Origin of the sequence: Agrobacterium tumefaciens (genome assembly GCA_025560025.1) — a bacterium.
GTDB lineage: Bacteria > Pseudomonadota > Alphaproteobacteria > Rhizobiales > Rhizobiaceae > Agrobacterium.
In genome coordinates this window covers 1,138,521-1,160,133 of sequence record CP048485.1, presented here as the reverse complement: position 1 = coordinate 1,160,133, position 21,613 = coordinate 1,138,521, and the positions used below count along the sequence as shown (strand labels likewise).

Below are 21,613 nucleotides of genomic sequence, written 5' to 3'. Positions count from 1 at the left end.
CGTGGCAATATACCGTCGCCGCTTCACGGTTCTCGGATGCGCGTCGTCGCCCGGCGTGCCGCGCATCAACGGCGACTGGGGCGCCTGCGACCCTGAAAACCCCAGGAATCGGCGCACGCGCACGGCCTTCATGGTGGAGCAGATCGGACCCGATGGCGGCAAGACGACCGTCGTCATCGATACCGGCCCGGATTTTCGCGAACAGATGATCGCGGCGAAGGTAGAGGCGGTCGATGCGGTGCTTTATACCCATGCCCATGCCGACCATCTGCACGGCATCGACGATCTGCGCATCTATTTCGCCATTCAGCAAAACCGCATTCCGATCTATGCCGATCCCGTCACCATGGCGCGCATCTGGGACGGGTTCGCCTATTGCCTGGAAACACCGCCGGGCAGCAGCTATCCGCCCATCGTCGAACCGCGGATCATCGCCGATATCGATGCGCCCTTGATCATCGAGGGGGCAGGTGGGCCGATACCTTTCAACGTGCATATGCAGCAGCATGGCGACGTGCACTCGCTGGGCTTTCGCATCGGCGATATCGCCTATTGCACCGATGTCAGCGATTTTCCGACTGAGACCCTGCCAAAGCTCGCCGGTCTCGATATCCTCGTCATCGACGCGCTGCAGCACCGCTATCATCCCAGCCATCTTTCGCTGGAACAGGCGCTCGGCTGGATCGAAAGATTTGCCCCCAAAAGGGCGATCTTGACCCATATGCATATTCCGCTCGATTATGACACGGTGATGCGTGAAACGCCTGATCATGTTGAACCGGCTTACGATAAGATGCGTTTCGAAGTCGAGATCGAGATTGAAGCGCCCTAGTACCGCCTGAAAAGGAACAGCATGTCGACCCGGCCTTTCCGTGCACCCAGTATGGCGAGCTTTTTCGACAATCTGCGCGCCAGCCGCCTGCGGGCGATGTTCCGGCGCGGCGAACTGGGGCTGGTGGCTCTTTCCGTTCTCATCGGCATCGCAGCGGGGTTGCTGGTGGCGCTGATCGGCGCCCTGAGCACGGCGCTGCATGTGCTGGTCTTCGGCGTCGAGCGGCTGAGCAGCAGCGATCTGTCCGGGTGGATCGTGCTTGTGGGGCCAATCATCGGCGGCATCGTGCTTGGCCTCATCATTTTCATTCTGTCAAAGACCCGCAAGAAACCCATGGTCGACCCGATCGAGGCGAATGCGCTGCATGGCGGCCGCCTGTCGCTCACGGACAGCATCATCGTCTGCGTGCAGAACATCGTATCCAACGGTTTCGGCGCATCCGTGGGGCTTGAGGCCGGTTATACGCAGATTGCCAGCGGCGTCGCCTCCAAGATCGGCATCAAGTTGAAGCTGAGGCGAGGGGATATGCGAATCCTCGTCGGCTGCGGTGCGGCGGGGGCGATAGCGGCGGCCTTCAACGCGCCCCTGACCGGGGCATTCTACGCCATCGAACTCATCATCGGCACCTATACGGTCGTGACGCTTGCGCCGCTCATCGTCTCAGCGCTGGTGGCGACGACCGTCATAGGGGTTATAGGCGGCCATGGCCTCTCGATCGATATCGTCGATGCAAGCCGCGTGACGCCCGCTGACTATGTGCCCGCCATCTTTCTTGGCGTCGTATGCGCGGCGATTGGCATCGCGCTCATGCAGACAGTGTCTTTCATCGAGGAGACTGCGCGCAAGAGTGCTATTCCAGGCTGGCTTCGTCCAGCCATTGGCGGCGTGGCTGTGGGCGCCCTCGCGTTGATATCGCCGCAGGTGCTTTCGAGTGGCCATGGGGCGCTGCATCTCAATATCGATGCAGAACTGACGATCTACGGGCTGGCGGGGCTGTTCCTGCTGAAAGCGGCGGCCAGCGCCGTTTCCATCGGTTCGAATTTCCGCGGTGGCCTGTTCTTCGCCTCGCTGTTCATGGGATCGCTGCTCGGCAAGATTTTCGCGCTCTGCGCCCCCTATATCGGTTATGGGGCGACAGCGCCCATCGTCTACGCCGTGATCGGCATGAGCGCCTTTGCCGCCGCCATCATCGGCGGTCCGCTGACGATGACGTTTCTGGCGCTGGAACTGACCGGAGACTTCCAGATCACGGCTCTGGTGCTTGCCGCCGTCATCACCACCTCGCTCGTGGTGCGCACGACCTTCGGTTACTCCTTCGCCACCTGGCGCTTCCACCTTAGAGGCGAAAGCATTCGCAGCGCCCATGACATTGGCTGGATCCGCGACCTGACCGTGGGCAAGATGATGCGCGCCGATATTCGCAAGGCCAATGTCAGCATGGGGCTCCCAGCCTTCAAGGAGAAGTTTCCACTGGGTTCGACGCAGCGTGTGATCATGACGCATGATGACGGGCGCTATGCCGGCATCGTCCTCGTGCCGGAAATCTACGCCGACCCGATGGATCGCGACCCGAGCAAGATCAGCCTCGAAACCTATCTCCACTACAAGAATGACGTGCTGCTGCCGACGATGAATGCGCGGCAGGCGGCAGCCGCTTTCGATGCCACGGAAAGCGAAGCGCTGGTTGTCGTCAACGACAAGATAGAAAACCGCCCGGTTGGCCTGCTGACGGAGAGCCACACGCTCAGGCGCTACAGTGAAGAGCTTGAGTTGCGACGCCGAGAGGCCTCCGGTGAACTATAAATTACTTTATGTCACTTTCTTTAAGCATTGATATAATTATATTTTTTATTGATAATGCCTTCCTTTTTATTTTTGGTTTCCGCGCGATGACGGCGGTGGGGGCGACAATTCGGTACCGCGTCGTAAAACATGGTATTGACCAGCAAATAAAACCATGTGTATGTAACTTTATAACGTAACAATCGATTGGACGAAGGAGACTTGCGTAGCGTGTTCACTTGCGGCGCAGGCGGTTGACAGCGGCCTGCGGCAGTGTAGGTTCGCTCCGTCATGGTTCTTCCGCCACCCGGTGGAAGCTAAGAGGGAATCCGGTGAAGACCCGGAGCTGTCCCGCAACTGTAAGCGGTGAGCCAATCGCCCACAATGTCACTGGCAGAAATGCCGGGAAGACGGGTGAGGTGGCTTTGACCCGCAAGCCAGGAGACCTGCCTGACATATTGTAATTCCGTGGTCGGGGGGTGCCATGGGAATGATGGCTGTTTCCGGCATTGATGCCGGAGGCCCGTCATTTTCGTCGCCGCCTCGTGAATGAGGCATTGTGACAACCGAGATCCAACCAACCTATCGAGAGCCCTCTCAGCCCGACGCCGTGCTGCTTGTCGCCAAATCGGCTTTCGCGGCAGCGCCACATCAGGACATGCAGCGTCTTGCGGCGCTGGCGGGGCAGCTGCGTGGAGCGAGAACCGTTCGCATCGCATTCACCGAGCAGGGCACGCCGTCCTTGCGCGAAGCACTCGGCGCGCTCATCGATGAGGGTTTCGGCAATCTCCTTCTCGTGCCGCTCATGTTGCCATTGGAGCCGAGCTTTCAAAACTGGCTGACCAAGACCCTGAAACGATGGCGGGCAGCGGACCCACGCCCCTGGCCCTCGCTTTCGATAACCGCGAGCCCGACCGCAAGCAGCCTGATGACGCTCCTTATCGAAGACCTCGCACAAACGGCACAGGAACTCGATCTTTCACCGTCGGTGCGCCCGGCAGGCGAGGGGTCGCTTGTGCCTGCGCAAAAGCGCCGTGTGCTCGTCTGTCAGGGTGCCCCGTGCAATTCAGCCGGTGCGGACGCCATCTGGGGGCATCTGCGCAACCAGCAGGAACGGTTAAAGCTCAGGGTAACGGGCGACGGCACCATGACGGCCAAATCGACCTGTCTCGGCCCCTGTAACCTTGCGCCGGTCATGCAGGTCTTTCCTGAGGGTACCTATTATGGCGGCGTCACCGAAGAGGCCGTTGATCGTATCGTTGCCGAACACCTGCTTGGTGGTCGTATCGTCGAGGACTTCGCCTATCACCCGACCGGCCGCAAACAGCGGCTGCGCAATCTTTCCGAATAGCATGAGAGGAAACAAAATGCCGATAAAGAGCTTTTCGCGTCTGGCAGCAGCCGGGCTCGCGGCTTTCACCACAGGCGTGGCGGCCGATGCGCTTGCCACCGAACCCTTGCGCGTCGGCGCCACCTACATCACAAGTGGCCTTGATCCCGCAAAGGGCTCCAATGGCTGGGCTCTTGTCAGTCATGGAGTGGGCCAGAACCTCTTTACCGTCGACAAGGAGGGCCGGCTTGTGCCGGACCTTGCCGAGAAAGCGGAACGTACCGGCGATTTGACCTGGACAGTGACGCTGAAACCGGACCGGACCTTCTCCGATGGTTCTGCCGTAACGGCAGCAGCCCTTACGGCCGGATTTGAGCATACTTTCGCAACCAACAAGGCGGCGCTTGCGACAGGTGGAAAGCTTGGCTTCAAGGCAGTCGATGCACTGACGCTCGATATCACGACGGAGAAACCGGTGTCCTTCCTGCAGGCGCTATTTGCGGAGTGGCCGCTCGTCGCCTATACGCCGGCCGCCGATGGAAGCGCTCTCTTCACCGGGCCGTATCAGATTGCGGATTTCAAGGCAGATACATCGCTGAAACTCGCGCCGAATGCCAATTTCGCCGATGCGGCTTCCCGCTCCCCGGTCGATTTCCGCAGGTTCGGTGACGCGCAAAGCATGACACTTGCGCTGGAGGCTGGCGAATTGGACCTCGCCTTCGGACTGCCCTCGGAAGTCGTGAAACGGCTGGAAACCAATCCGGCACTGACGATCAAGTCCTTCCCGGTCGGTTATCAATATCTCGCCTTCCTCAATACGAAGCGGCCGATTACCACCGACATCAAAGTGCGGGAGGCGCTGGACCTGACTTTCGATCGCAAGGAGCTGGCTGCCGCGATCAATGGCGGTGAGCCGGCCACCGGCGCTTATGCCGCCTATTTCCCCTTCGCTGGAAAGCAGCCGCGGCCGACCGACATCAAGAAGGCCGAAGCGCTTCTTGATGACGCCGGATGGGTCAAGGACGGGGCAGGGAACCGCACAAAGGACGGCTTGCCGTTGCGGCTTCTCGCCATCACCTATCCGCAGCGCCCGGACCTTGTTACCATGCTGCCTGTCGTGAAGGCGCAGCTTGCCAGGGTCGGTATCGCGCTTGACACCAAGGTCGTGGAAAACATTCAGGATGTGGCGGCCGCGGGCGAATTCGATATCGCGCTCTGGGCGCAGCACACCGCGCCCAACGGCGATCCGGCCTTTTTCCTCAATTCGATGCTGCGCAGCGGTGCTTCGCTCAACTATTCGAAATATTCCTCTGCGGAATTCGATGCGATCCTCGACCGCTTCGCTACGGCGGGTGAGGCCGGCGAACGGGCCGCGATTGCCCTTGATGCCCAGGCAAAATTGTTCACGGACGTTCCTGCTTCCTTTCTGGTCTCACCGGTCTGGTATGTGGGCCTTTCGAAGCGGCTTCAGAATTATGAGCCCTGGGGTTCGGACTATTATGTCCTTCGCGCCGATATCGGCGAGATCAGGTAGTTCTGATGCAATTGTTCCGGTTCGGCATGCGTTCTGCTCTGGCAATGCTTGCGCTTTCGCTTGCATCCTTCACGCTTATTGCCCTCATGCCCGCCGATCCCGTGCAAATCGCCATCAGGGTATGGAACCTGACGGCAACGAGTGAAACCGTTGCTGCACTGAGGGAAGAATGGGGCCTCGATCGGCCCCTTCTTCTGCGTTATCTGCATTGGCTTGCGGATTTCGTCATCGGTGACTGGGGGCGGTCTTTCCGCACCGGCGAACCCGTTTTCGCGGAGTTTAGTGAGCGTCTTCCGGTTTCGCTCATGCTCGGCCTTACGGGCATGCTCCTCGCCATCGCCGTCGCAGTGCCGATCGGATTTTTCGCAGCGGCCCGGCCAGGTGGAGTTACCGACCGCGCAAGCCGCGCATTTTCAGTCTTCGTTCAGGCCGTTCCAGGTTTCTGGCTCGGGCTGGTTCTGCTCTGGGTCCTCGGTGTCCAGCTGCGATGGATACGTCCCTTCGCGACCGACGCCACCGCGATCGTGCTGCCCGTCATGCTGATAGCCTCGCATTCGGCCGCCGTCTTTGCGCGCGTCTATCGGCGAGACATGATGGAAACCATGCGGCAGCCCTATTTCCGCACCGCTCTCGCCAAGGGGCTTTCTCGCCGGCAGGCTCTCTGGCGTCACGCGCATCGCGGTGCTTTTTATGCGTTGCTTTCAGCGGTCCGCTCGGAGGCTGGCTGGGTGATCGGTTCGACCGCCACCATGGAAATTCTCTTCAATCTTCCGGGTCTCAGCCAATTTCTCGTGCAGAGCATTGCGGTTCGCGACCAGATGGTCTTGCAGGCCTATGTCATGGTCATCGCGCTGTGGCTGCTCCTCATGAACCTGATCGTTCAGATACTCCAACGTTTTCTCGATCCGCGGCTAGGGCGATGATCCGGTATTCCGCACTTGCCGTATTGCTTCTTTTCCTGCTCCTGAGCACCTTCTGGCAGCCCTATGATCCGGATGCGGTGGATATTCTTGCCCGTCATTCGGGCATGACGGCGAGCCACCTGCTGGGAACCGATCACCTCGGCCGCGATCTTCTGTCCCGCATCATGGCGGGCGGGTGGCGCACGGCGCTGGTGGTTTTTTCGGTTGGCTTCATCGCATTTACCGGCGGGACATTGCTCGGCACCAGCGCTGCCGTACTGGGTGGCTGGAAGGAGCGCGCATTGCTGCGCTGCTGCGAATTCTTCATCACCGTCCCGACGCTGATCATCGCGCTCACGACGGCGGCGGTTTTCGGTCTGACGCCCATGACGGCGGGGCTGGCGCTCGGCCTTGCGGGCATTGGGCCGACGGCCCTGTTTGCCCATTCCCTTAGCCAGCGCGTGCTTGGACAAACCTTTGTTCATGCGACGGAGGCCCTCGGTGTGCCACCATTCCGGATGATCATCCGCCATCTTTTGCCGAACATTCTGCCGCTGATGGTGACCCATACCGGCAACCAGGCGGGTTTTGCGGTCACCGCCTATGCCTCGCTCGCCTTTATCGGCCTTGGCGCGGATCCATCAAAGCCCGACTGGGGCTCCATGCTCTTCGAATATCGCGTTTTTATCTTCGACCATCCGAGCCTGATGATCTGGCCGGGTGTTGCGATTGCCATGACGGTCGGAACGCTCAATGCGCTGTTCGACACCGCTGACTGACATTTCGCCAAGGTGGAAACAACGTGCAATACATAAAGGATGAAACGATGGATGGCGGCAATTTCGACCTTAAGGAAGAAATCCGGGACTACTGGTCGAAAAGATCCGAAACTTTCGATCTTGCCTTTGGACACAGGATTGCTGCCGGTCCGGAGGCGGATGCATGGCAGAAGCCGATCAGGGACTTGCTGGGTACAGAGCCAAAGCGCATCCTTGAACTGGCCTGCGGCACGGGCGAGGTGACGCGACTGATTCACGACCTCGGTCATGAGATCACGGCACTGGATTTTTCAGAGGCGATGCTGTCCGTGGCGCGGGCGAAACATGCCGGAAAGCCGAGGCTACGTTTCATCATGGCGGATGCTGAAAACACCATGGAACCGGACCAGTCCTATGATGCAATCATCTGCCGGCATCTGGTCTGGACATTGACTGAGCCCGAGAAGGCCTTTCGGGAATGGTTCAGGCTGCTTCGTCCGGGTGGTCGCCTGCTGTTCTTCGATGGTGACTGGGCAAGGCCAAAGCCGACAGGGCGCTTCGCAAGCCAGATGATCTGGCTCATCGACCGGCTGGTGGGCGCCGACAAGAGCTACGATGGGGCCCAGAGTGTTCACCACGCCGCGATCATGAAAGCTCTTCCGTTCGGGCAGGGGCTGAGGCCCGACATGCTGATGCCGCTTCTGACGTCCGCAGGCTTTGCCGGCATCGAACTGCACTCCCACGACCCTATAGCGCAAGCGCAGCGTAAAAACGCCAACCTGCGCAACAGGCTGCGCACCTATGTCTACCGACGTTTCATACTGACGTGCCGCCGCCCGTGAGCGAGATAATGAAGTCATCGCTGTTGACAGCGGCAATATATCCGTTATTCTAGATATATGGATAGCAGCATTGCGATAACGGCGCTCGGCGCGCTCGCCCAATCCACCCGACTGGAGACTTTCCGGCTTCTCGTACGCCACGAGCCCGAGGGTATTGCGGCGGGTGAACTTGCGCGTCTCATCGATATTCCGCAGAACACGATGTCCGCACATCTTGCCACATTGTCGAGGGCAGGGCTTGTCAAAAGCGAGCGGCAAAGCCGGTCGATCATCTACCGCGCGGATCTCGATGGTCTGCGTGAGCTGATCCTGTTCCTGTTGAAGGATTGTTGCGGCGGTGCGACCGAACTCTGTGCTCCGCTCCTTGCCGAACTTACACCCTGCTGCAGCCCGGAGGCGAAGCCCTCGTGAGGTCTGCCAGGCCGCCGACCTAACCCACGGATCAAGAGACCATGACAGATTATGTCCATAACGTGCGCAGCCCGCGCATGAATAATCGCGCGCGCTCAATTTTCTCCCATCGTGAAGGGCGGGGGACCGGCCGACGGCCGCATTATCCTTCCCCGACAACGACGCAGGGAAAGTCCGTATAATGTCCTGGTTCGAACGTTATCTCACAGTCTGGGTGTTCCTGTGCATCATTGTCGGTGTCGCCCTCGGCCACCTGATGCCCGGGGTCTTCCAGCTTGTCGGCGCGGCCGAGATCGCCAGGGTGAACATGCCCGTTGCAATATTGATCTGGCTGATGATCATTCCGATGCTGCTGAAGATCGATTTCCGGTCTCTTGCGCAGGTCGGCACCTACTGGCGGGGCATCGGCGTGACGTTGTTCATCAACTGGGCCGTCAAGCCGTTTTCCATGGCGCTGCTGGGCTGGCTCTTCATCGGCTGGCTGTTTCGTCCCTATCTTCCCGGCGACCAGATCGATTCCTACATTGCCGGGCTGATCATTCTCGCCACCGCGCCCTGCACGGCCATGGTTTTCGTCTGGAGCAACCTGACACGGGGAGAGCCGCTGTTCACCCTCTCGCAGGTCGCGCTCAATGATGCGATCATGATCGTTGCATTTGCTCCGATTGTCGGCCTGCTGCTTGGCCTGTCGGCCATCACGGTTCCATGGGACACGCTGATCCTGTCCGTTGCGCTCTATATCGTCGTGCCCGTCATCCTTGCGCAGCTCATCAGGCGGAAGCTCACGGCCGACGGTACGTTACGGGTGCTGGATCGCGTGCTTGCCAGGCTGCAGCCGATGTCGCTTGTGGCGCTGCTCGCAACCCTGGTTCTTCTCTTCGCCTTTCAGGGGGAACAGATTATTGCTCAGCCAGCCGTCATCGGCTTGCTCGCCATCCCGATCCTGATCCAGGTCTACCTGAATTCCGGGCTCGCCTATCTTCTGAACCGCATGGCTGGCGAACGGCATTGCGTTGCCGGACCGTCCGCCCTGATCGGCGCCAGCAACTTCTTCGAACTCGCGGTCGCGGCCGCCATCAGCCTGTTCGGGTTTCAGTCAGGCGCGGCACTCGCAACCGTCGTCGGCGTGCTCATCGAAGTGCCGGTCATGCTCTCGGTCGTCTGGATCGTGAACCGGTCGAAGGACTGGTATGAGGCCGCCCCCGCTGTTTCCCGAACAATAGTCACCGAAAGGCAATGAGCATGGACATCACGATCTATCACAACCCGTCCTGCGGGACATCGCGCAACACGCTGGCGCTGATCCGCGCCGCCGGGATCGAACCGAAGGTGATCGAATATCTGCAGGAGCCGCCGACGCGCGAAGAACTCGCGACGATGATCTCGGATGCAGGCCTGACCGTTCGTGAGGCCATCCGCGAAAAGGGCACACCCTATGTCGAACTCGGTCTCGACAATCCCGACCTGAGCGAAGACGAATTGCTTGACGCCATGATCGGCACACCGATCCTCATCAACCGTCCCTTCGTGGTGACACCGCTTGGCACCAGGCTCGCACGTCCTTCCGAGGTTGTGCTGGATATATTGCCGGACAGCTTCAGGGGACCATTCTTCAAGGAGGATGGCGAGCAGATACTGGATCAGAAAGGAAAGCGAATTGCCTGATACATTCCCGGCACTGAATGGCGAGCATCTGCGGTCGATCGATCTCGATGCGCTCCGTCCATCCTTCGCAACCCACAAGCCCCGCATCCTGATCCTTTACGGCTCGCTCCGCGAGGTGTCCTACAGCCGTTTGCTCGCGTTCGAAGCGGCGCGGCTCCTCGAAAGGCTCGGATGCGAGGTGCGGATATTCGATCCGAAAGGCCTGCCTTTGCCCGATGAGGCGCCCGTCAGCCACCCGAAGGTACGGGAACTGCGCGAGCTGTCGCTGTGGTCTGAAGGCCAGCTATGGGTAAGCCCCGAGCGCCACGGCGCGATGACCGGCATCATGAAGTCGCAGATCGACTGGATTCCTCTTTCTGTCGGATCCGTGCGACCGACGCAGGGCAAGACGCTTGCCGTGATGGAGGTTTCCGGTGGCAGCCAATCGTTCAATGCCGTGAACCAGATGCGGATCCTCGGGCGGTGGATGCGGATGATCACCATTCCCAACCAGTCCTCGGTCGCGAGAGCCTATCAGGAATTCGACGCCGATGGCCGGATGAAGCCGTCGTCCTATTACGACCGGGTAGTGGATGTCTGCGAAGAGCTGGTGAAATTCACCCTGCTGACGCGTGACGCCTCAGCCTATCTGACCGACCGTTACAGCGAACGGAAAGAAGAGGCGTCCGCGCTGGAGAAGCGCGTTTCGCTAGGCTCAATCTGACGGGTGAGGGGCGTCACTCCTCGTCTTATAAGGATAAGTTTTCAACGAATCTGGATCGGCTGAAACTCTTTTCCCGTCCGGCTCGTATCTTCCCTTGCTCCGATTGTGGAGTGTCAGCCCGAGGAGGCGCGTAGCGAGCGTCGGGGCAATCGAACAAGAGGAAATTACGATGATCAGGTCCACGATAGGCACGCTTGCAGTCGCAACAATCGTGTCCGCCATCTCCGTCAGCGCATTCGCCGCCAATCCGAAGGTGGGCGGCGCTGCCATGTACGAAAACAAGAACATCGTTGAAAATGCGATGAACTCAAAGGATCACACGACCTTGGTCGCAGCCGTCAAGGCCGCCGGCCTGGTTGAGACGCTTCAGGGGAAGGGGCCTTTCACGGTCTTTGCACCCACCAACGAAGCCTTTGCGGCGCTGCCCAAGGGTACTGTGGAAACCCTGCTGAAGCCGGAAAACAAGGCGCAGCTTACCAAGGTTCTCACCTGCCATGTGGTGGCCGCCGATGCCATGTCGAAAACCATCGAAAAGATGATCAAGGACGACAAGGGTACGCATGACGTCAAGACCGTTGGCGGCTGCATTCTGAAAGCCAAGGAAAGCATGGGCAAGATCACGCTGACCGACGAGACCGGCGGCGTGGCGCATGTCACCATCGCCGACGTCAAGCAGTCGAACGGCGTCATTCACGTCATCGACAAGGTTCTGCTTCCGAAGATGTGACCGGCGAATAACCGGCGTCATGGAAAAGGCTGGCCCCAAACGGACCAGCCTTCTTTTTTGTTCGGAGCCCGTGATCGCAAATCACATCGCTGGAAGGACCGTAATATCGCGCAGGCCGTTCTCCGCGCCGGTGATTGCACCGACTTCGGTGGCCGCGCCGGTTTCGAGATTGACGGTGTAGAGAGTATTGCGCGCAGCCAGATAGGCGGTGTTCTTGCCGCCTTCCTCACCGTGAATGTCAAACGCATAAGTAGCCGGCTTTTCCTTGAGGCCAAGCTTGCCGATCGCTTTCAACGTGCCGTCATTCGGCTTCGTCTGCTGGATCAATGCGCCGATGGTGGCATCGATATTGTACATCGCCGTTTTTTCCGGCTTGCCTATCGAGTTGGTATAGGCGGCGGCAACGATGTTGGGCGTTTCGCCCTTGTGCATGTCGCCGTCTTCGAAAGCGAGTGCGCCATCCACCGTCACGGCGCCGGTATCGGGGTGGACGCGGTGATTGGTCGTTCCGGTCATGAAGCGCAGACGATCCGCCATCGGGTTGAAATCGACCACCACCGGCGCATCGGTGAGGGTCAGCATCTTGTCCATCTTGGCCACTTCGGTTGCCGCGCCTGTCTCAAGATTGATGGAGACGATGCGATGATCCGGCGTTACACCGATAACGGTCTTGCTGCCGGGGCGAAAATCGATGCCGACAAGCTTGTCGACGCCGGTGACATCCATCGTCTTGGTAACGGCCGGCTTTTCGCTATCGAACATTACCAGTGTCCTGTCTCCGGTCAGTCCAAGTACCGGCGCTGAAACGGCGACGCCTGCGGTCGCTGCGAAAGCGACGGAGGCGATCAGAGTGAAGCGGATAGTAGTCATGTCTTTCTCCCGTGCGTTGATCCGTTTGGAAGCCGTTCAAGCTTTGGCATTTAACGCTTCCAGCAATGAAGACACGCGGGGCAGGGCGTTTGGATGCAGCCGGTAAAAAAATATCTGCCGCATGCATCCATATCGCCGCTCTATGGGTATTATGCCAGGATCGGCCGTTCCTGCGGTCAGAACTCGAAAGGTTTCGCATGCGTATGGGCTCCGTGCCGGACGATCTCGACAGGGCGCTCGCTGCCTGCGCCAGAGGCGACCGAAACGCATTGCGCGCTATTTTCGACCGTGAAGCGGGGCGGTTGATCGCGGTGGCCGAGCGTATCGTCAAGCGCCGGGAACTGGCGGAAGAGGTGGTGCAGGAAAGTTTCGTGCGCATCTGGACGCATGCTCACCAATATAGGAGGGACCAAGGTTCGGCGCGGGGCTGGATTTACGCCATCGTCAGAAACCGGGCACTGAACCTTCTGCGGGACGGCAGGCGTGAAATCGCGGTGCAGGATGTCGAGACGCTGCGCGACAGCGAACAGGCCGATGAAGTGATCGCCGCCTGGCAGAAGCTCGACAGGAATTCGCGCCTTTATGAATGTCTCGGTGCGCTCGACGAGACCAAAAGGCAGGGCATTCTGATGGCTTACGTCGCCGGATATTCCCATGGCGAAATCGCCGGCCGGCTGCGGGTTCCGCTTGGGACGACGAAATCCTGGATAAGGCGCGGGCTTTCGGCGCTTCGGGAGTGCATGGCATGACGTTTGATCGCAAAGACATTCCCGCTATTGCCGACGACTATGTATTGGGGCTGCTCGAAACGTCGGAGGCTGCGGCCATCGAGGCGGCGATGGAAAGTGACGGCGAATTGCGGGCGGCAGTCGCGGCAAGCCGGGAGCGCTTCCTGCCGCTCGATACCAGCGTTGAGCCCACAGCCGTCAACGGTGAGTTATGGAACAATATCCAATCCCGTTTGCCGCTTCAGGAGAAATCCGCGGCCAATAAACCGATCCGCACCGCAAACGACAATCTAGGAAACGGGTGGCGATCGATTGCCATTTCCGCGATTGCCGCAACTGTCGTTCTTGCCGCCGGCCTCACCTTTAGCCTGACGCGGACAATGGAGCCGCTGGTGATTGCAGTCCTCGTCAACGAGGCTGGCGAAGTTCAGGCCGTGGTCGAGGATTTCGGAAACGAAAAGGCGACTGTGCGGATGCTGGCCGATTTTGCCGTACCGCAGGACAAGACGATCCAGCTATGGACCTTGCCTTCCAAAGAGGTTGGGCCAGTCTCACTCGGCCTGATCGAAGGCGTTCGATCCGCACATCTCGCAGGACCGGCTTTGCCGACACCAAAAAGCGAGCAGCTTTACGAGATCACGCTCGAGCAGGCAGGCGGATCACCAACGGGCAGACCGACCGGACCGATTCTGGCGAAAGGTTTTGCACGAATGCCGCGGTGAGAGTGTCAGGCTGGATACAAATGCGCCAGGCCGGACAGCCAACCTTTGGCCGGACTCCGTTCATGTCGTTGAGGGGTGCCATCGCTGGCGCGAAATTTGGCGGACCAACGGGTGGAACGCGTCAACCCGAATTCACGAGCGCGGAAGCGACAGATACCGGATGGAGCTCTGTGGCGGAATGTGGATCGCTTACTGCTTCGTAAGCCGAACGTAGAAATAGCGTGGTGCAAGGGACATTCCGGCATAGCCGGGAACGATCTCGCGGATCGTTTGGCCCGCATCAAGACGATTGCCTAGGTTGCCTGAAAGGTCATTGGGATTAAAAGCACGTATCCCAAATGACAATTAAGTTCCATAATCTATCTTATGCGATTATTATTTGTTGATAGAAGGCATCTCCCTCACGGATGTTTTGCCCGACGCACAGTCAAAGGCGGTATTCCCCTATAGGAGGGATTTTGACGATCTGCCGGCGTGGTGCGGATTAAACCTCGTCCTGCGGTGTTCTCCTGAGTGCGACTACTCATGAAGGAGCTTGCGCCGTGAAATATTCCCACTCCATCACCCTCCTTATCCTGACATTGATTTGCACGCCGGCGTCTGCCAATCCATTCTCGTCGGCGGCCGGACGCTATCGTATCGATCCTTCCTCTCACATCCGCTTTTCAATTGCGCAGGTTGCAGGCCCTGGGATCAAGGGCACAATTCCTGATATTTCCGGCCGCTTTGATATCGACCCGGACCAGCCGGCCAGATCTTACGTGGAAATCAGTCTCAACCCTTCCAGCGTCCAGACCGGGCAAGAACGGGTGGAAAATTTCCTGCGATCCAGCGCGGTTTTCAATATCGCCGTTTATCCGCAGATCGTGTTTCGCTCCAGCCGCGTTACGCAGGACGGACCGCGCAGCGCCGTGGTTGAAGGCACATTGACAGCCAGAGGCATATCCAGACCCGAAACGTTTCACGCGACGTTCGTTGAACAACAGAAGGGATCCGTCACCTTCCACGTCACCGGCAATGTTGCACGCCTGCCCTATGGCATGGGTGTCGGAGTGCCGCTCTATTCGAATACGGTTGCATTCGACATTGATTTGAAGGGCGTCAGATAAAGGCGCTGGGGCAGCAAAAAGTCGAGCCCGGTGGGATTAAATGCCGCGGGCGGGTGTTTGTCTAATATCGGGCATATCGTCCAATCCGTTACCCTTCAAAGGATTATCGTCATGCGTGCACATCATTTCGTTCTGGCCGGCGTTGTAGCGCTTGCCGCCACGGCTGCCCTTGCCGAACCATATGCCGGTGGCGCCGTGATTGAAAAGGCAACGGCCAAAGGCACGATCCTGACCGACGCCAAGGGCATGACCCTTTATACATTCGACAAGGATACCAATGGCGTATCGGTTTGCTACGACGGCTGCGCAAAGAAATGGCCGCCCCTCGCCGCCTCGAAAACCGACAAGGCGGATGGCGACTATAAACCAATCTCCCGCAAAGATGGTACGATGCAATGGTCGCATGACGGAAAGCCGCTCTATCGCTGGCAGATGGACAGCAAGCCCGGCGATGTCACGGGCGATGGCGTCGGCGGCGTCTGGCACATTGCCAAGGAATAGTGTCCATGCCGGATTTTCTGGACGAGATGACGAGTTGCATACCAGCGCTTCGCCGCTACGCGAATGCGCTCACGCATGATCGTGACACGGCTGACGATCTTGTCCAGGACTGTCTGGAAAGAGCCATCCGTAAAAAGGCGCTGTGGAAACCGCAGGGACCGTTGCGTCCGTGGTTGTACCGGGTGCTCGTCAACGTCTACCGCAACAATCTGCGCGGACGAAATCGCCGGCCCTCGCAAATCCCGATCGACGATGTTGCGGAACAGCTGTTTGTGCCGGCGGCGCAGACGGGCCGGATTGCGCTTGCCGAAATAGCCCGCGCTATTGAAAAGCTTTCCGGCGAACATCGCGAGGCCCTGCTCCTCGTCGTCGTCGAGGGTCTCAGTTATGCGGAAGCGGCAGATGTTCTTGAAATTCCGCTGGGCACGCTGATGTCCCGTCTCGGGCGGGCCCGAACGGCTCTCGCCCGAATGACCCAGGAAGACCAGCCAAATCTCAAGGTGATAAAATGACCGGCAGCGAACCGCAGATAACCGAAGCCGATCTCATCTCTTATGTCGACGGGCAGCTCGAAGACAGGCAGCGTGACGCCGTTCGTGCCCACCTCGCCTCCAATCCGGCCGACGCAAGCAAGGTCGCGATATGGCAACAGCAGAATGCGACGCTGAAGGCTCTCTACGGCCCGCTTGATACCGACGCCCTGCCCGAGCGTCTTGATGTTTACCGCATTGAGCGGCGTCTGCGGTCGCAGCGCGCCGATTGGCGTAACATGGCGGCGGCATCCATCCTCATTCTGGCCATTGGCTTGGCGGGCGGCTGGTTCGGGCGCGGGCTGGTCTCTCAGGTCGCGGAACCGGCCCATTCTATCGTGGCGGATGCAACGCAGGCACATAAGCTGTTTGCGAGCGAGGTTCTGCATCCGGTGGAAATCCGGGCCGATGCGGAGAATGCTTCCAGCCTGCCGAAATGGCTTTCGAAGCGGCTGGACCGCAAACTGAACATTCCCGACCTCACCCGCCACGGTCTGTCCCTTGTCGGCGGCCGGGTTCTTCCCAGCTCCGAAGGCGCCGCCGCCCAGCTGATGTATGAGGATAAAAGCGGGCAGCGCGTCACTCTTTATATCGTGGCTGCGGCCGATTCGAGCGACACCGCCATGCGGCGGTCCAGCCTTGGTTCACTGGAGGCCATCTCCTGGGACGACGAAACCATCCGCTGCGCTTTGGTCGGGAACCTGCCATCCGACCGCATGGACGCCATCGCGAAAGACACCTATCAACAATTGAGCTAGCCGATGAGATATTTCGAGGATCATTCCGATAGCGCAACGACGCGGGAACGGGTGTGGCGTAATACGCCCCTATCCTACGGACTGGTGGCAATCGCGTTCCACTGGACAATCGCGGTGCTTTTCCTGGCGCAGCTTGCGCTGGGATATCTGATGAGCCGCGACAATATCGACCCGGCTCTTCAGTTCGACCTGTTCCAATATCACAAGTCGATAGGATTTCTGGTGCTGGCCCTCGCCGTGCCGCGTTTCCTGTGGTCTGTTTTCAGTAGAAAGCCGCAGGCTCTAGAAGGTGAAGGGCTGGCAGCGAGGTTCGCCGCGCGGGCTGCTCACGCCGCGTTGCTGTTCCTGACGCTGGCCGTTCCCCTCGCCGGCTGGGCAATTGCGTCGACCTCGCCTCTGCAAATCCCCAGTTACGTCTTCGACCTCGTGGTCGTGCCGGGATTGCCTCTGGTGATTTCCGACAAGGCGGAGGCCTTCTGGAGCGAGGTTCACGCCACCCTCGCCTACCTTGCCGCAGCCATCGTCTTTCTTCATGTGGCGGCGGCGTTGTGGCACCATTTCATTCGCAAGGACGCGACTCTCCGACGTATGCTTCCGTTTCCGACAGCCGCAGATAGCAGGCATAAAACCGCCGCCTCCCGGAAATAAACGCACGAGCCGTTGTTGTGTAAGTATATGTTTCCATTATTTTTTATGAGAGATAAAATCCGGCCGGTAGCCTCGTTTGAACCGGGAAGAATGGGCGGATCACCTGACGTTGCATAAAAGTCGCATCGCAACGGCTTTCGGCCTTTTCGCTGCACTGGATGACTCTATTTCGGAGCGATCATTTGTTATTGTCGCCGCCGAAGAGCATTGGCGCATCGAGGTAGACTTTGCCTAAGTAAATACCGGTCTCAATCCAGTTTCACCCGTATTGCCGGATAGCCGCAGGCTGTCGGCGTATGATCATGTTCATCGGGTGGTGGCAAGAGACCGGTCTGGCATTGTTACAATGTGCCCTGCGCAGCGCCGCTGTCTCAGCTCTTCACCACCCAAGAACACCGCCATGCCGTTCCCGTAAGGGTTTTCTCCTGCACCATCTTGGTGGACTTCCGAATGGAAGACCAAGAGACTATGTGCAATTTACTTAGGGTCCAATGGACCGTTACGCCACGAACGGCGCCCCAGCCCTGGCTTGCATGCAGCGGATGCGGCGGCCTGAGGGCATTTCAGGCCAGCGGCAAGATCCGGCTCAATGCCAATGGCCGCAAGCTGGATGCCTGGCTTATCTATAGATGCCTGATCTGCGACAAGAGCTGGAACAGGCCGATTTTCGAGCGCCAGAATGTCCGGGACATAAGCCCTGCCGTTCTCGAAGCGCTGCAGTCCAACGATCCGCAATGGATAAGGGCGGAGACCTTCAACCTCGAAGCCTTGCGACGTAAATCGCAGCGCGTCGACGAGTTTCCCGAATTCGATATCGCGAAACAGATACGGGATGAACCTCCCGACTGGCCCATGGCGGAGATCGATCTCGCGGTTCCGTTTCAGGCCGGCATACGCCTTGACCGCCTGCTGGCGTCTGAACTCGGGCTTTCGCGGTCGATGCTGCAGAAGCTTCAGGGTGACGGTTCGCTTCGGGCGCTGTCCGACCGTTCCGATCTTTTGCGGCGGCGCGTTAAAAACGGAACCCGGATCGTGATCGCGCGCTGCGACGGCTTCGATCCGGAGCATTTGTGGAAACCCGTGACGGCGGATTTCTAACGGCATAACGAGGGCCTGAAACTTCAGGCCCTCGCTTGCGGCATCGTAAAAGGTGATGGCTGCTGCTGACCCCGCCAATCAGGGCCGGGGTTTGGGCAAAGCGGTCATGGATGCGCCGATGTGCCGGCAAACAGGCTACACGAAAAATTCGGCTTCAGGGAGACCGCGCCGAGGTCGCTCGGAATGGCCTATCGCGTCAGCACCTCGGCTTGATCGCAGGCAGTCCGCAGCGAGGGGGCCTCCCGTCGATGCGGTTCAGCCGTTCGATGCAGCTTTGAAAATCGCCAACTGATCGGCAAAGGCGCGTTTATAGGCGGGACGCGCCTCGCCGCGGGCGACATAGGCCGCTAGATTCGCGTATTCATCGAGAATGCCCGAACTTTTTATCCGTTGCAGCACCGATATCATCAACAGATCGCCGGCGCTGAATGCGCCGTCGAGCCAATCGGCCTCACCCAGTCGGCTGGACAATTCGCCGAGCCGCTTGCGGATGCGTTCATCGACGATCTGCAGGCGCTCGCCGTGCCAGCTTTTGTCCCTTTCAAGAAAGCCGGTGACAAAATGCTCGACGATGGGCGGTTCCATGGTGCTGAGCGCGGCGAACATCCACATGATCGCCCGCGCGCGCGCATCCGCATCCTGTGGCAACAGGCCGGCATGGTGTTCGGCTATATGGAATATGATCGCACCGGATTCGAACAGGACGAGATCGCCGTCCTCATAGGTCGGGATCTGCCCGAAGGGTTGAAGCGCCAGATGCGCCGGTTCCCGCATCGCCTTGAAGGAAAGGAGGCGGACGTCATAGGGCTGGCCCACTTCTTCGAGTGCCCAGCGGACGCGCATGTCGCGGGCGAGACCTTTGCCGCCATCGGGCGAGCGTTCAAAAGCGGTAATGGTGACTGTCATTGCTGTTCTCCATCGCTCCCCACCCCGGAATGCTGTCGCCTGACGTCGCGTCACACTATGCGCTGGGATGAGCGAAAACAACGTCGTCGTGTTTTCGGCACAGGCTCAGGGGACGGCGCGCTTTCGACGGGACACCCAGATCAACACCGGCAATGCGGTAAAAGAGAGTGCGGCGCCCGCCAGGAAGGTGACGAACGAACCATGGAGGTCCCACAGCAAGCCGGCGATGACATTGCCGACCAGCACCGCCAGACCTGTCATCAGATTGAAGACGCCGAAGGCCGTTCCCTTGAGATGTGGCGGCGCCGTTTCCGCAATCAGGGCCGCGAGCAGACCCTGCGACAGGCCCATATGCAGCCCCCACAGAAGAATGCCGAACAGGAACAGCGGAATGGAATTGGCAAAAGCGAGCGTCAGATAGGAGGCCACCAGCACGGCCACGCCCGCCGCGATAATCCCTGAGCGGCCGATCTTGTCCGAAAGCCGGCCGGCGGGATAGGCCGTCAGGCCATAGACGGCATGCATGATGACCATCGTGATCGGTATCCATGCCGGCCGGAAGCCCGCCTCTTCGGATTTCAGCAACAGGAATGCTTCGCTGAAACGCGCGAAGGTCAGGAGCGACGCCGCGATGATGACGATCCAGACCGCCTGATTGAGTTTCGCAAAATCGGCGAGCCGGAATGGCTTTTCGGCTTTTGGTCTTGCGGGCGCATCCGGTTCCGTTACACCGGCGACGAGGATGAACACCGCAAGGAAAGCGGGAATGACCGCGATCCAGAAAATGGCGAGCACATTTTCGCTGAGCGCGAACATCAGTCCGATGGCCGCCAGCGGCCCGATGAAGCCGCCGACCGTATCGAGCGACTTTCTGAGCCCGAATGCGGCGCCACGAATTTCGGGTGACGTCACATCGGCAATAAGGGCGTCGCGCGGCGTTCCGCGAATGCCCTTGCCGACCCGGTCCACCGCCTTGGCAGCGACGATCCAGCCAAGCGAGGTGGCAAAGGGAAAAGCGAGTTTCGAGATTGCGCCGAGACCGTATCCAAGCACGGCGAGCATTTTCCGCCGCCTTGTCCAGTCCGCGATAATCCCGGAAAACAGCTTGGTCGTGGTGGCGATGGCAACCGACATTCCCTCGATGAAACCGACAGTGACCGCGGAAGCGCCGAGACCGGAAACGAGATAATAGGGCAGCAGCGTCTGCACCATTTCCGAAGAAATATCCATCAGAAGGCTAACGATGCCGAGCACCCAGACCGTTGCTGGAATGCGAGCCCGAACCGTTGCAGAAACAGGCGCAGAAGAAGTCGTCATGATGGCCCCCGATCGTCTCCGGAATAATCATGTCCCCCTGAAACAATCAACCAGGCGGATATCGTGCAACCGCGACGAACAGGGAAAATCGGGGCCATCAAATCTCTGTGGGGCTGAAGCAAATACCGCCGAAGCCCGATGAAAGGGCTGGCCATTTCACGCAAAAACTCTAAGCTCCAGCGCCGGACACGGATTGCCTAGAACCATCGGTTTTCAGTTCAAATCATTACGGAGAAAACATCAGATGAGCCTGCGTATCAACGACATAGCACCCGACTTCACCGCCGAGACCACCCATGGTCCGGTGAGCTTCCACGACTGGATCGGCGACGGCTGGGCGGTCCTGTTTTCGCATCCGAAGAACTTCACGCCGGTCTGCACAACGGAACTCGGCGCGATGGGCGGGCTGCAGCCGGAATTCGAAAAGCGTGGCGTCAAGATCATCGGTATTTCGGTCGATCCGGTCGAAAGCCATGAAAAATGGAAGAACGATATTCGCACCGCGACCGGCTTCAACGTCGATTATCCGCTGATCGGCGACAAGGACCTGAAGGTCGCCAAGCTCTATGACATGCTGCCCGCTGGCGCTGGCGACAGTTCCGAAGGCCGCACGCCTGCCGACAACGCCACCGTGCGCTCCGTCTTCGTCATCGGTCCAGACAAGAAGATCAAGCTGGTCCTCACCTACCCCATGACCACCGGCCGCAACTTCGAGGAAATTCTTCGCGCGATCGATTCCATCCAGCTCACCTCCAAACATCAGGTGGCGACACCGGCCAACTGGAAGCAGGGTGAGGATGTCATCATCACCGCCGCCGTCTCCAACGAGGATGCGATTGCCCGTTTCGGTTCCTACGACACGGTTCTTCCCTATCTGCGTAAGACCAAGCAGCCTGGCTGATTTGAAACCTGAGATGGGGCGGTGAAACATCATCGTCCC

At 59.2% G+C, this 21,613-nt stretch carries 25 protein-coding genes, 1 pseudogene and 1 riboswitch; of the genes and pseudogenes, 22 read left to right on the top strand and 4 right to left on the bottom strand.

Translation table 11 applies throughout. The features are described from left to right. Window position 1: 1 nt before the first annotated feature. Both FY152_05740 and FY152_05735 read left to right on the top strand, forming a co-directional pair. Window positions 2-832, top strand: a complete 831-nt coding sequence (locus FY152_05740) for an MBL fold metallo-hydrolase (GenBank protein ID UXS31617.1) — start codon at window positions 2-4, stop codon at window positions 830-832. A gap of 21 nt (window positions 833-853) precedes the next feature. Beyond that, a complete protein-coding gene (locus FY152_05735; GenBank protein ID UXS31616.1) occupies window positions 854-2,635 on the top strand; it encodes a chloride channel protein in 1,782 nt (593 codons plus the stop codon). Between the two features lie 20 nt (window positions 2,636-2,655). Here the strand turns inward: FY152_05735 and FY152_05730 are convergent, their stop codons facing one another. Beyond that, a complete protein-coding gene (locus FY152_05730; GenBank protein ID UXS31615.1) occupies window positions 2,656-2,907 on the bottom strand; it encodes a hypothetical protein in 252 nt (83 codons plus the stop codon). Beyond that, window positions 2,890-3,082, top strand: a riboswitch (cobalamin riboswitch). (Overlaps the previous gene by 18 nt.) 142 nt (window positions 3,083-3,224) lie before the next feature. Here FY152_05730 and FY152_05725 point away from each other — a divergent pair. The 10 genes from FY152_05725 to FY152_05680 all read left to right on the top strand — a co-directional run bounded on the left by FY152_05725 (window position 3,225) and on the right by FY152_05680 (window position 11,486). Further along, window positions 3,225-3,965, top strand: coding sequence for an NADH:ubiquinone oxidoreductase (locus FY152_05725; protein UXS33219.1), 741 nt, complete (start codon window positions 3,225-3,227; stop codon window positions 3,963-3,965). 187 nt (window positions 3,966-4,152) lie between these two features. Further along, window positions 4,153-5,478: a peptide-binding protein gene (locus tag FY152_05720; protein ID UXS33218.1), complete on the top strand. Its 1,326-nt coding sequence runs from the start codon at window positions 4,153-4,155 to the stop codon at window positions 5,476-5,478. Between the two features lie 44 nt (window positions 5,479-5,522). Continuing rightward, window positions 5,523-6,401, top strand: coding sequence for an ABC transporter permease (locus FY152_05715; GenBank protein ID UXS33217.1), 879 nt, complete (start codon window positions 5,523-5,525; stop codon window positions 6,399-6,401). Further along, window positions 6,398-7,159: an ABC transporter permease gene (locus tag FY152_05710; protein UXS31614.1), complete on the top strand. Its 762-nt coding sequence runs from the start codon at window positions 6,398-6,400 to the stop codon at window positions 7,157-7,159. The genes FY152_05715 and FY152_05710 overlap by 4 nt, the downstream gene beginning before the upstream one ends. 47 nt (window positions 7,160-7,206) lie before the next feature. Continuing rightward, window positions 7,207-7,980, top strand: coding sequence for a methyltransferase domain-containing protein (locus FY152_05705; GenBank protein ID UXS33216.1), 774 nt, complete (start codon window positions 7,207-7,209; stop codon window positions 7,978-7,980). Window positions 7,981-8,037: 57 nt separating this feature from the next. Beyond that, a complete protein-coding gene (locus FY152_05700; protein UXS31613.1) occupies window positions 8,038-8,391 on the top strand; it encodes a helix-turn-helix transcriptional regulator in 354 nt (117 codons plus the stop codon). Between the two features lie 181 nt (window positions 8,392-8,572). Beyond that, a complete protein-coding gene (gene arsB / locus FY152_05695; protein ID UXS31612.1) occupies window positions 8,573-9,631 on the top strand; it encodes an ACR3 family arsenite efflux transporter in 1,059 nt (352 codons plus the stop codon). Continuing rightward, window positions 9,628-10,056 (top strand): arsenate reductase (glutaredoxin), encoded by a 429-nt coding sequence (arsC, locus tag FY152_05690; protein ID UXS31611.1) that lies wholly within the window; start codon window positions 9,628-9,630, stop codon window positions 10,054-10,056. Before arsB ends, arsC begins: the two co-directional genes overlap by 4 nt. Beyond that, window positions 10,013-10,759 (top strand): arsenical resistance protein ArsH, encoded by a 747-nt coding sequence (gene arsH / locus FY152_05685; protein UXS31610.1) that lies wholly within the window; start codon window positions 10,013-10,015, stop codon window positions 10,757-10,759. The genes arsC and arsH overlap by 44 nt, the downstream gene beginning before the upstream one ends. A gap of 169 nt (window positions 10,760-10,928) precedes the next feature. Then, a complete protein-coding gene (locus FY152_05680; protein UXS31609.1) occupies window positions 10,929-11,486 on the top strand; it encodes a fasciclin domain-containing protein in 558 nt (185 codons plus the stop codon). Window positions 11,487-11,567: 81 nt separating this feature from the next. Here the strand turns inward: FY152_05680 and FY152_05675 are convergent, their stop codons facing one another. Next, a complete protein-coding gene (locus tag FY152_05675) occupies window positions 11,568-12,356 on the bottom strand; it encodes a DUF4394 domain-containing protein (GenBank protein ID UXS31608.1) in 789 nt (262 codons plus the stop codon). 203 nt (window positions 12,357-12,559) lie between these two features. Between FY152_05675 and FY152_05670 the strand changes: the two genes are divergently transcribed. The 9 genes and pseudogenes from FY152_05670 (at window position 12,560) to FY152_05630 (ending at window position 18,450) form a co-directional block, all read left to right on the top strand. Next, window positions 12,560-13,105 (top strand): sigma-70 family RNA polymerase sigma factor, encoded by a 546-nt coding sequence (locus tag FY152_05670; protein UXS33215.1) that lies wholly within the window; start codon window positions 12,560-12,562, stop codon window positions 13,103-13,105. Next, on the top strand, window positions 13,102-13,806 hold the full coding sequence (locus tag FY152_05665) for an anti-sigma factor (protein UXS31607.1): 705 nt from the start codon (window positions 13,102-13,104) through the stop codon (window positions 13,804-13,806). The genes FY152_05670 and FY152_05665 overlap by 4 nt, the downstream gene beginning before the upstream one ends. Beyond that, a pseudogene (locus tag FY152_05660) lies at window positions 13,787-14,103 on the top strand (hypothetical protein). The gene FY152_05665 and the pseudogene FY152_05660 overlap by 20 nt, the downstream one beginning before the upstream one ends. A 245-nt stretch (window positions 14,104-14,348) precedes the next feature. Then, window positions 14,349-14,915: a polyisoprenoid-binding protein gene (locus tag FY152_05655; protein UXS31606.1), complete on the top strand. Its 567-nt coding sequence runs from the start codon at window positions 14,349-14,351 to the stop codon at window positions 14,913-14,915. A gap of 111 nt (window positions 14,916-15,026) precedes the next feature. Continuing rightward, window positions 15,027-15,416, top strand: a complete 390-nt coding sequence (locus tag FY152_05650; GenBank protein UXS31605.1) for a hypothetical protein — start codon at window positions 15,027-15,029, stop codon at window positions 15,414-15,416. Between the two features lie 5 nt (window positions 15,417-15,421). Further along, on the top strand, window positions 15,422-15,928 hold the full coding sequence (locus tag FY152_05645; protein ID UXS31604.1) for a sigma-70 family RNA polymerase sigma factor: 507 nt from the start codon (window positions 15,422-15,424) through the stop codon (window positions 15,926-15,928). Beyond that, entirely contained in the window at window positions 15,925-16,704 is a 780-nt protein-coding gene (locus tag FY152_05640; GenBank protein ID UXS31603.1) for an anti-sigma factor, read from the top strand. Before FY152_05645 ends, FY152_05640 begins: the two co-directional genes overlap by 4 nt. Window positions 16,705-16,707: 3 nt before the next feature. Then, complete coding sequence (locus FY152_05635) at window positions 16,708-17,352, top strand: cytochrome b (protein ID UXS31602.1); 645 nt, start codon at window positions 16,708-16,710, stop codon at window positions 17,350-17,352. Window positions 17,353-17,700: 348 nt separating this feature from the next. Then, window positions 17,701-18,450 (top strand): DUF1062 domain-containing protein, encoded by a 750-nt coding sequence (locus FY152_05630; protein ID UXS31601.1) that lies wholly within the window; start codon window positions 17,701-17,703, stop codon window positions 18,448-18,450. Between the two features lie 255 nt (window positions 18,451-18,705). Here the strand turns inward: FY152_05630 and FY152_05625 are convergent, their stop codons facing one another. Both FY152_05625 and FY152_05620 read right to left on the bottom strand, forming a co-directional pair. Further along, a complete protein-coding gene (locus tag FY152_05625; protein ID UXS31600.1) occupies window positions 18,706-19,356 on the bottom strand; it encodes a glutathione S-transferase family protein in 651 nt (216 codons plus the stop codon). Between the two features lie 105 nt (window positions 19,357-19,461). Beyond that, complete coding sequence (locus FY152_05620) at window positions 19,462-20,673, bottom strand: MFS transporter (GenBank protein UXS31599.1); 1,212 nt, start codon at window positions 20,671-20,673, stop codon at window positions 19,462-19,464. Window positions 20,674-20,917: 244 nt separating this feature from the next. Between FY152_05620 and FY152_05615 the strand changes: the two genes are divergently transcribed. After that, window positions 20,918-21,574, top strand: coding sequence for a peroxiredoxin (locus FY152_05615; GenBank protein ID UXS31598.1), 657 nt, complete (start codon window positions 20,918-20,920; stop codon window positions 21,572-21,574). The last annotated feature ends 39 nt before the right edge of the window (window positions 21,575-21,613 follow it).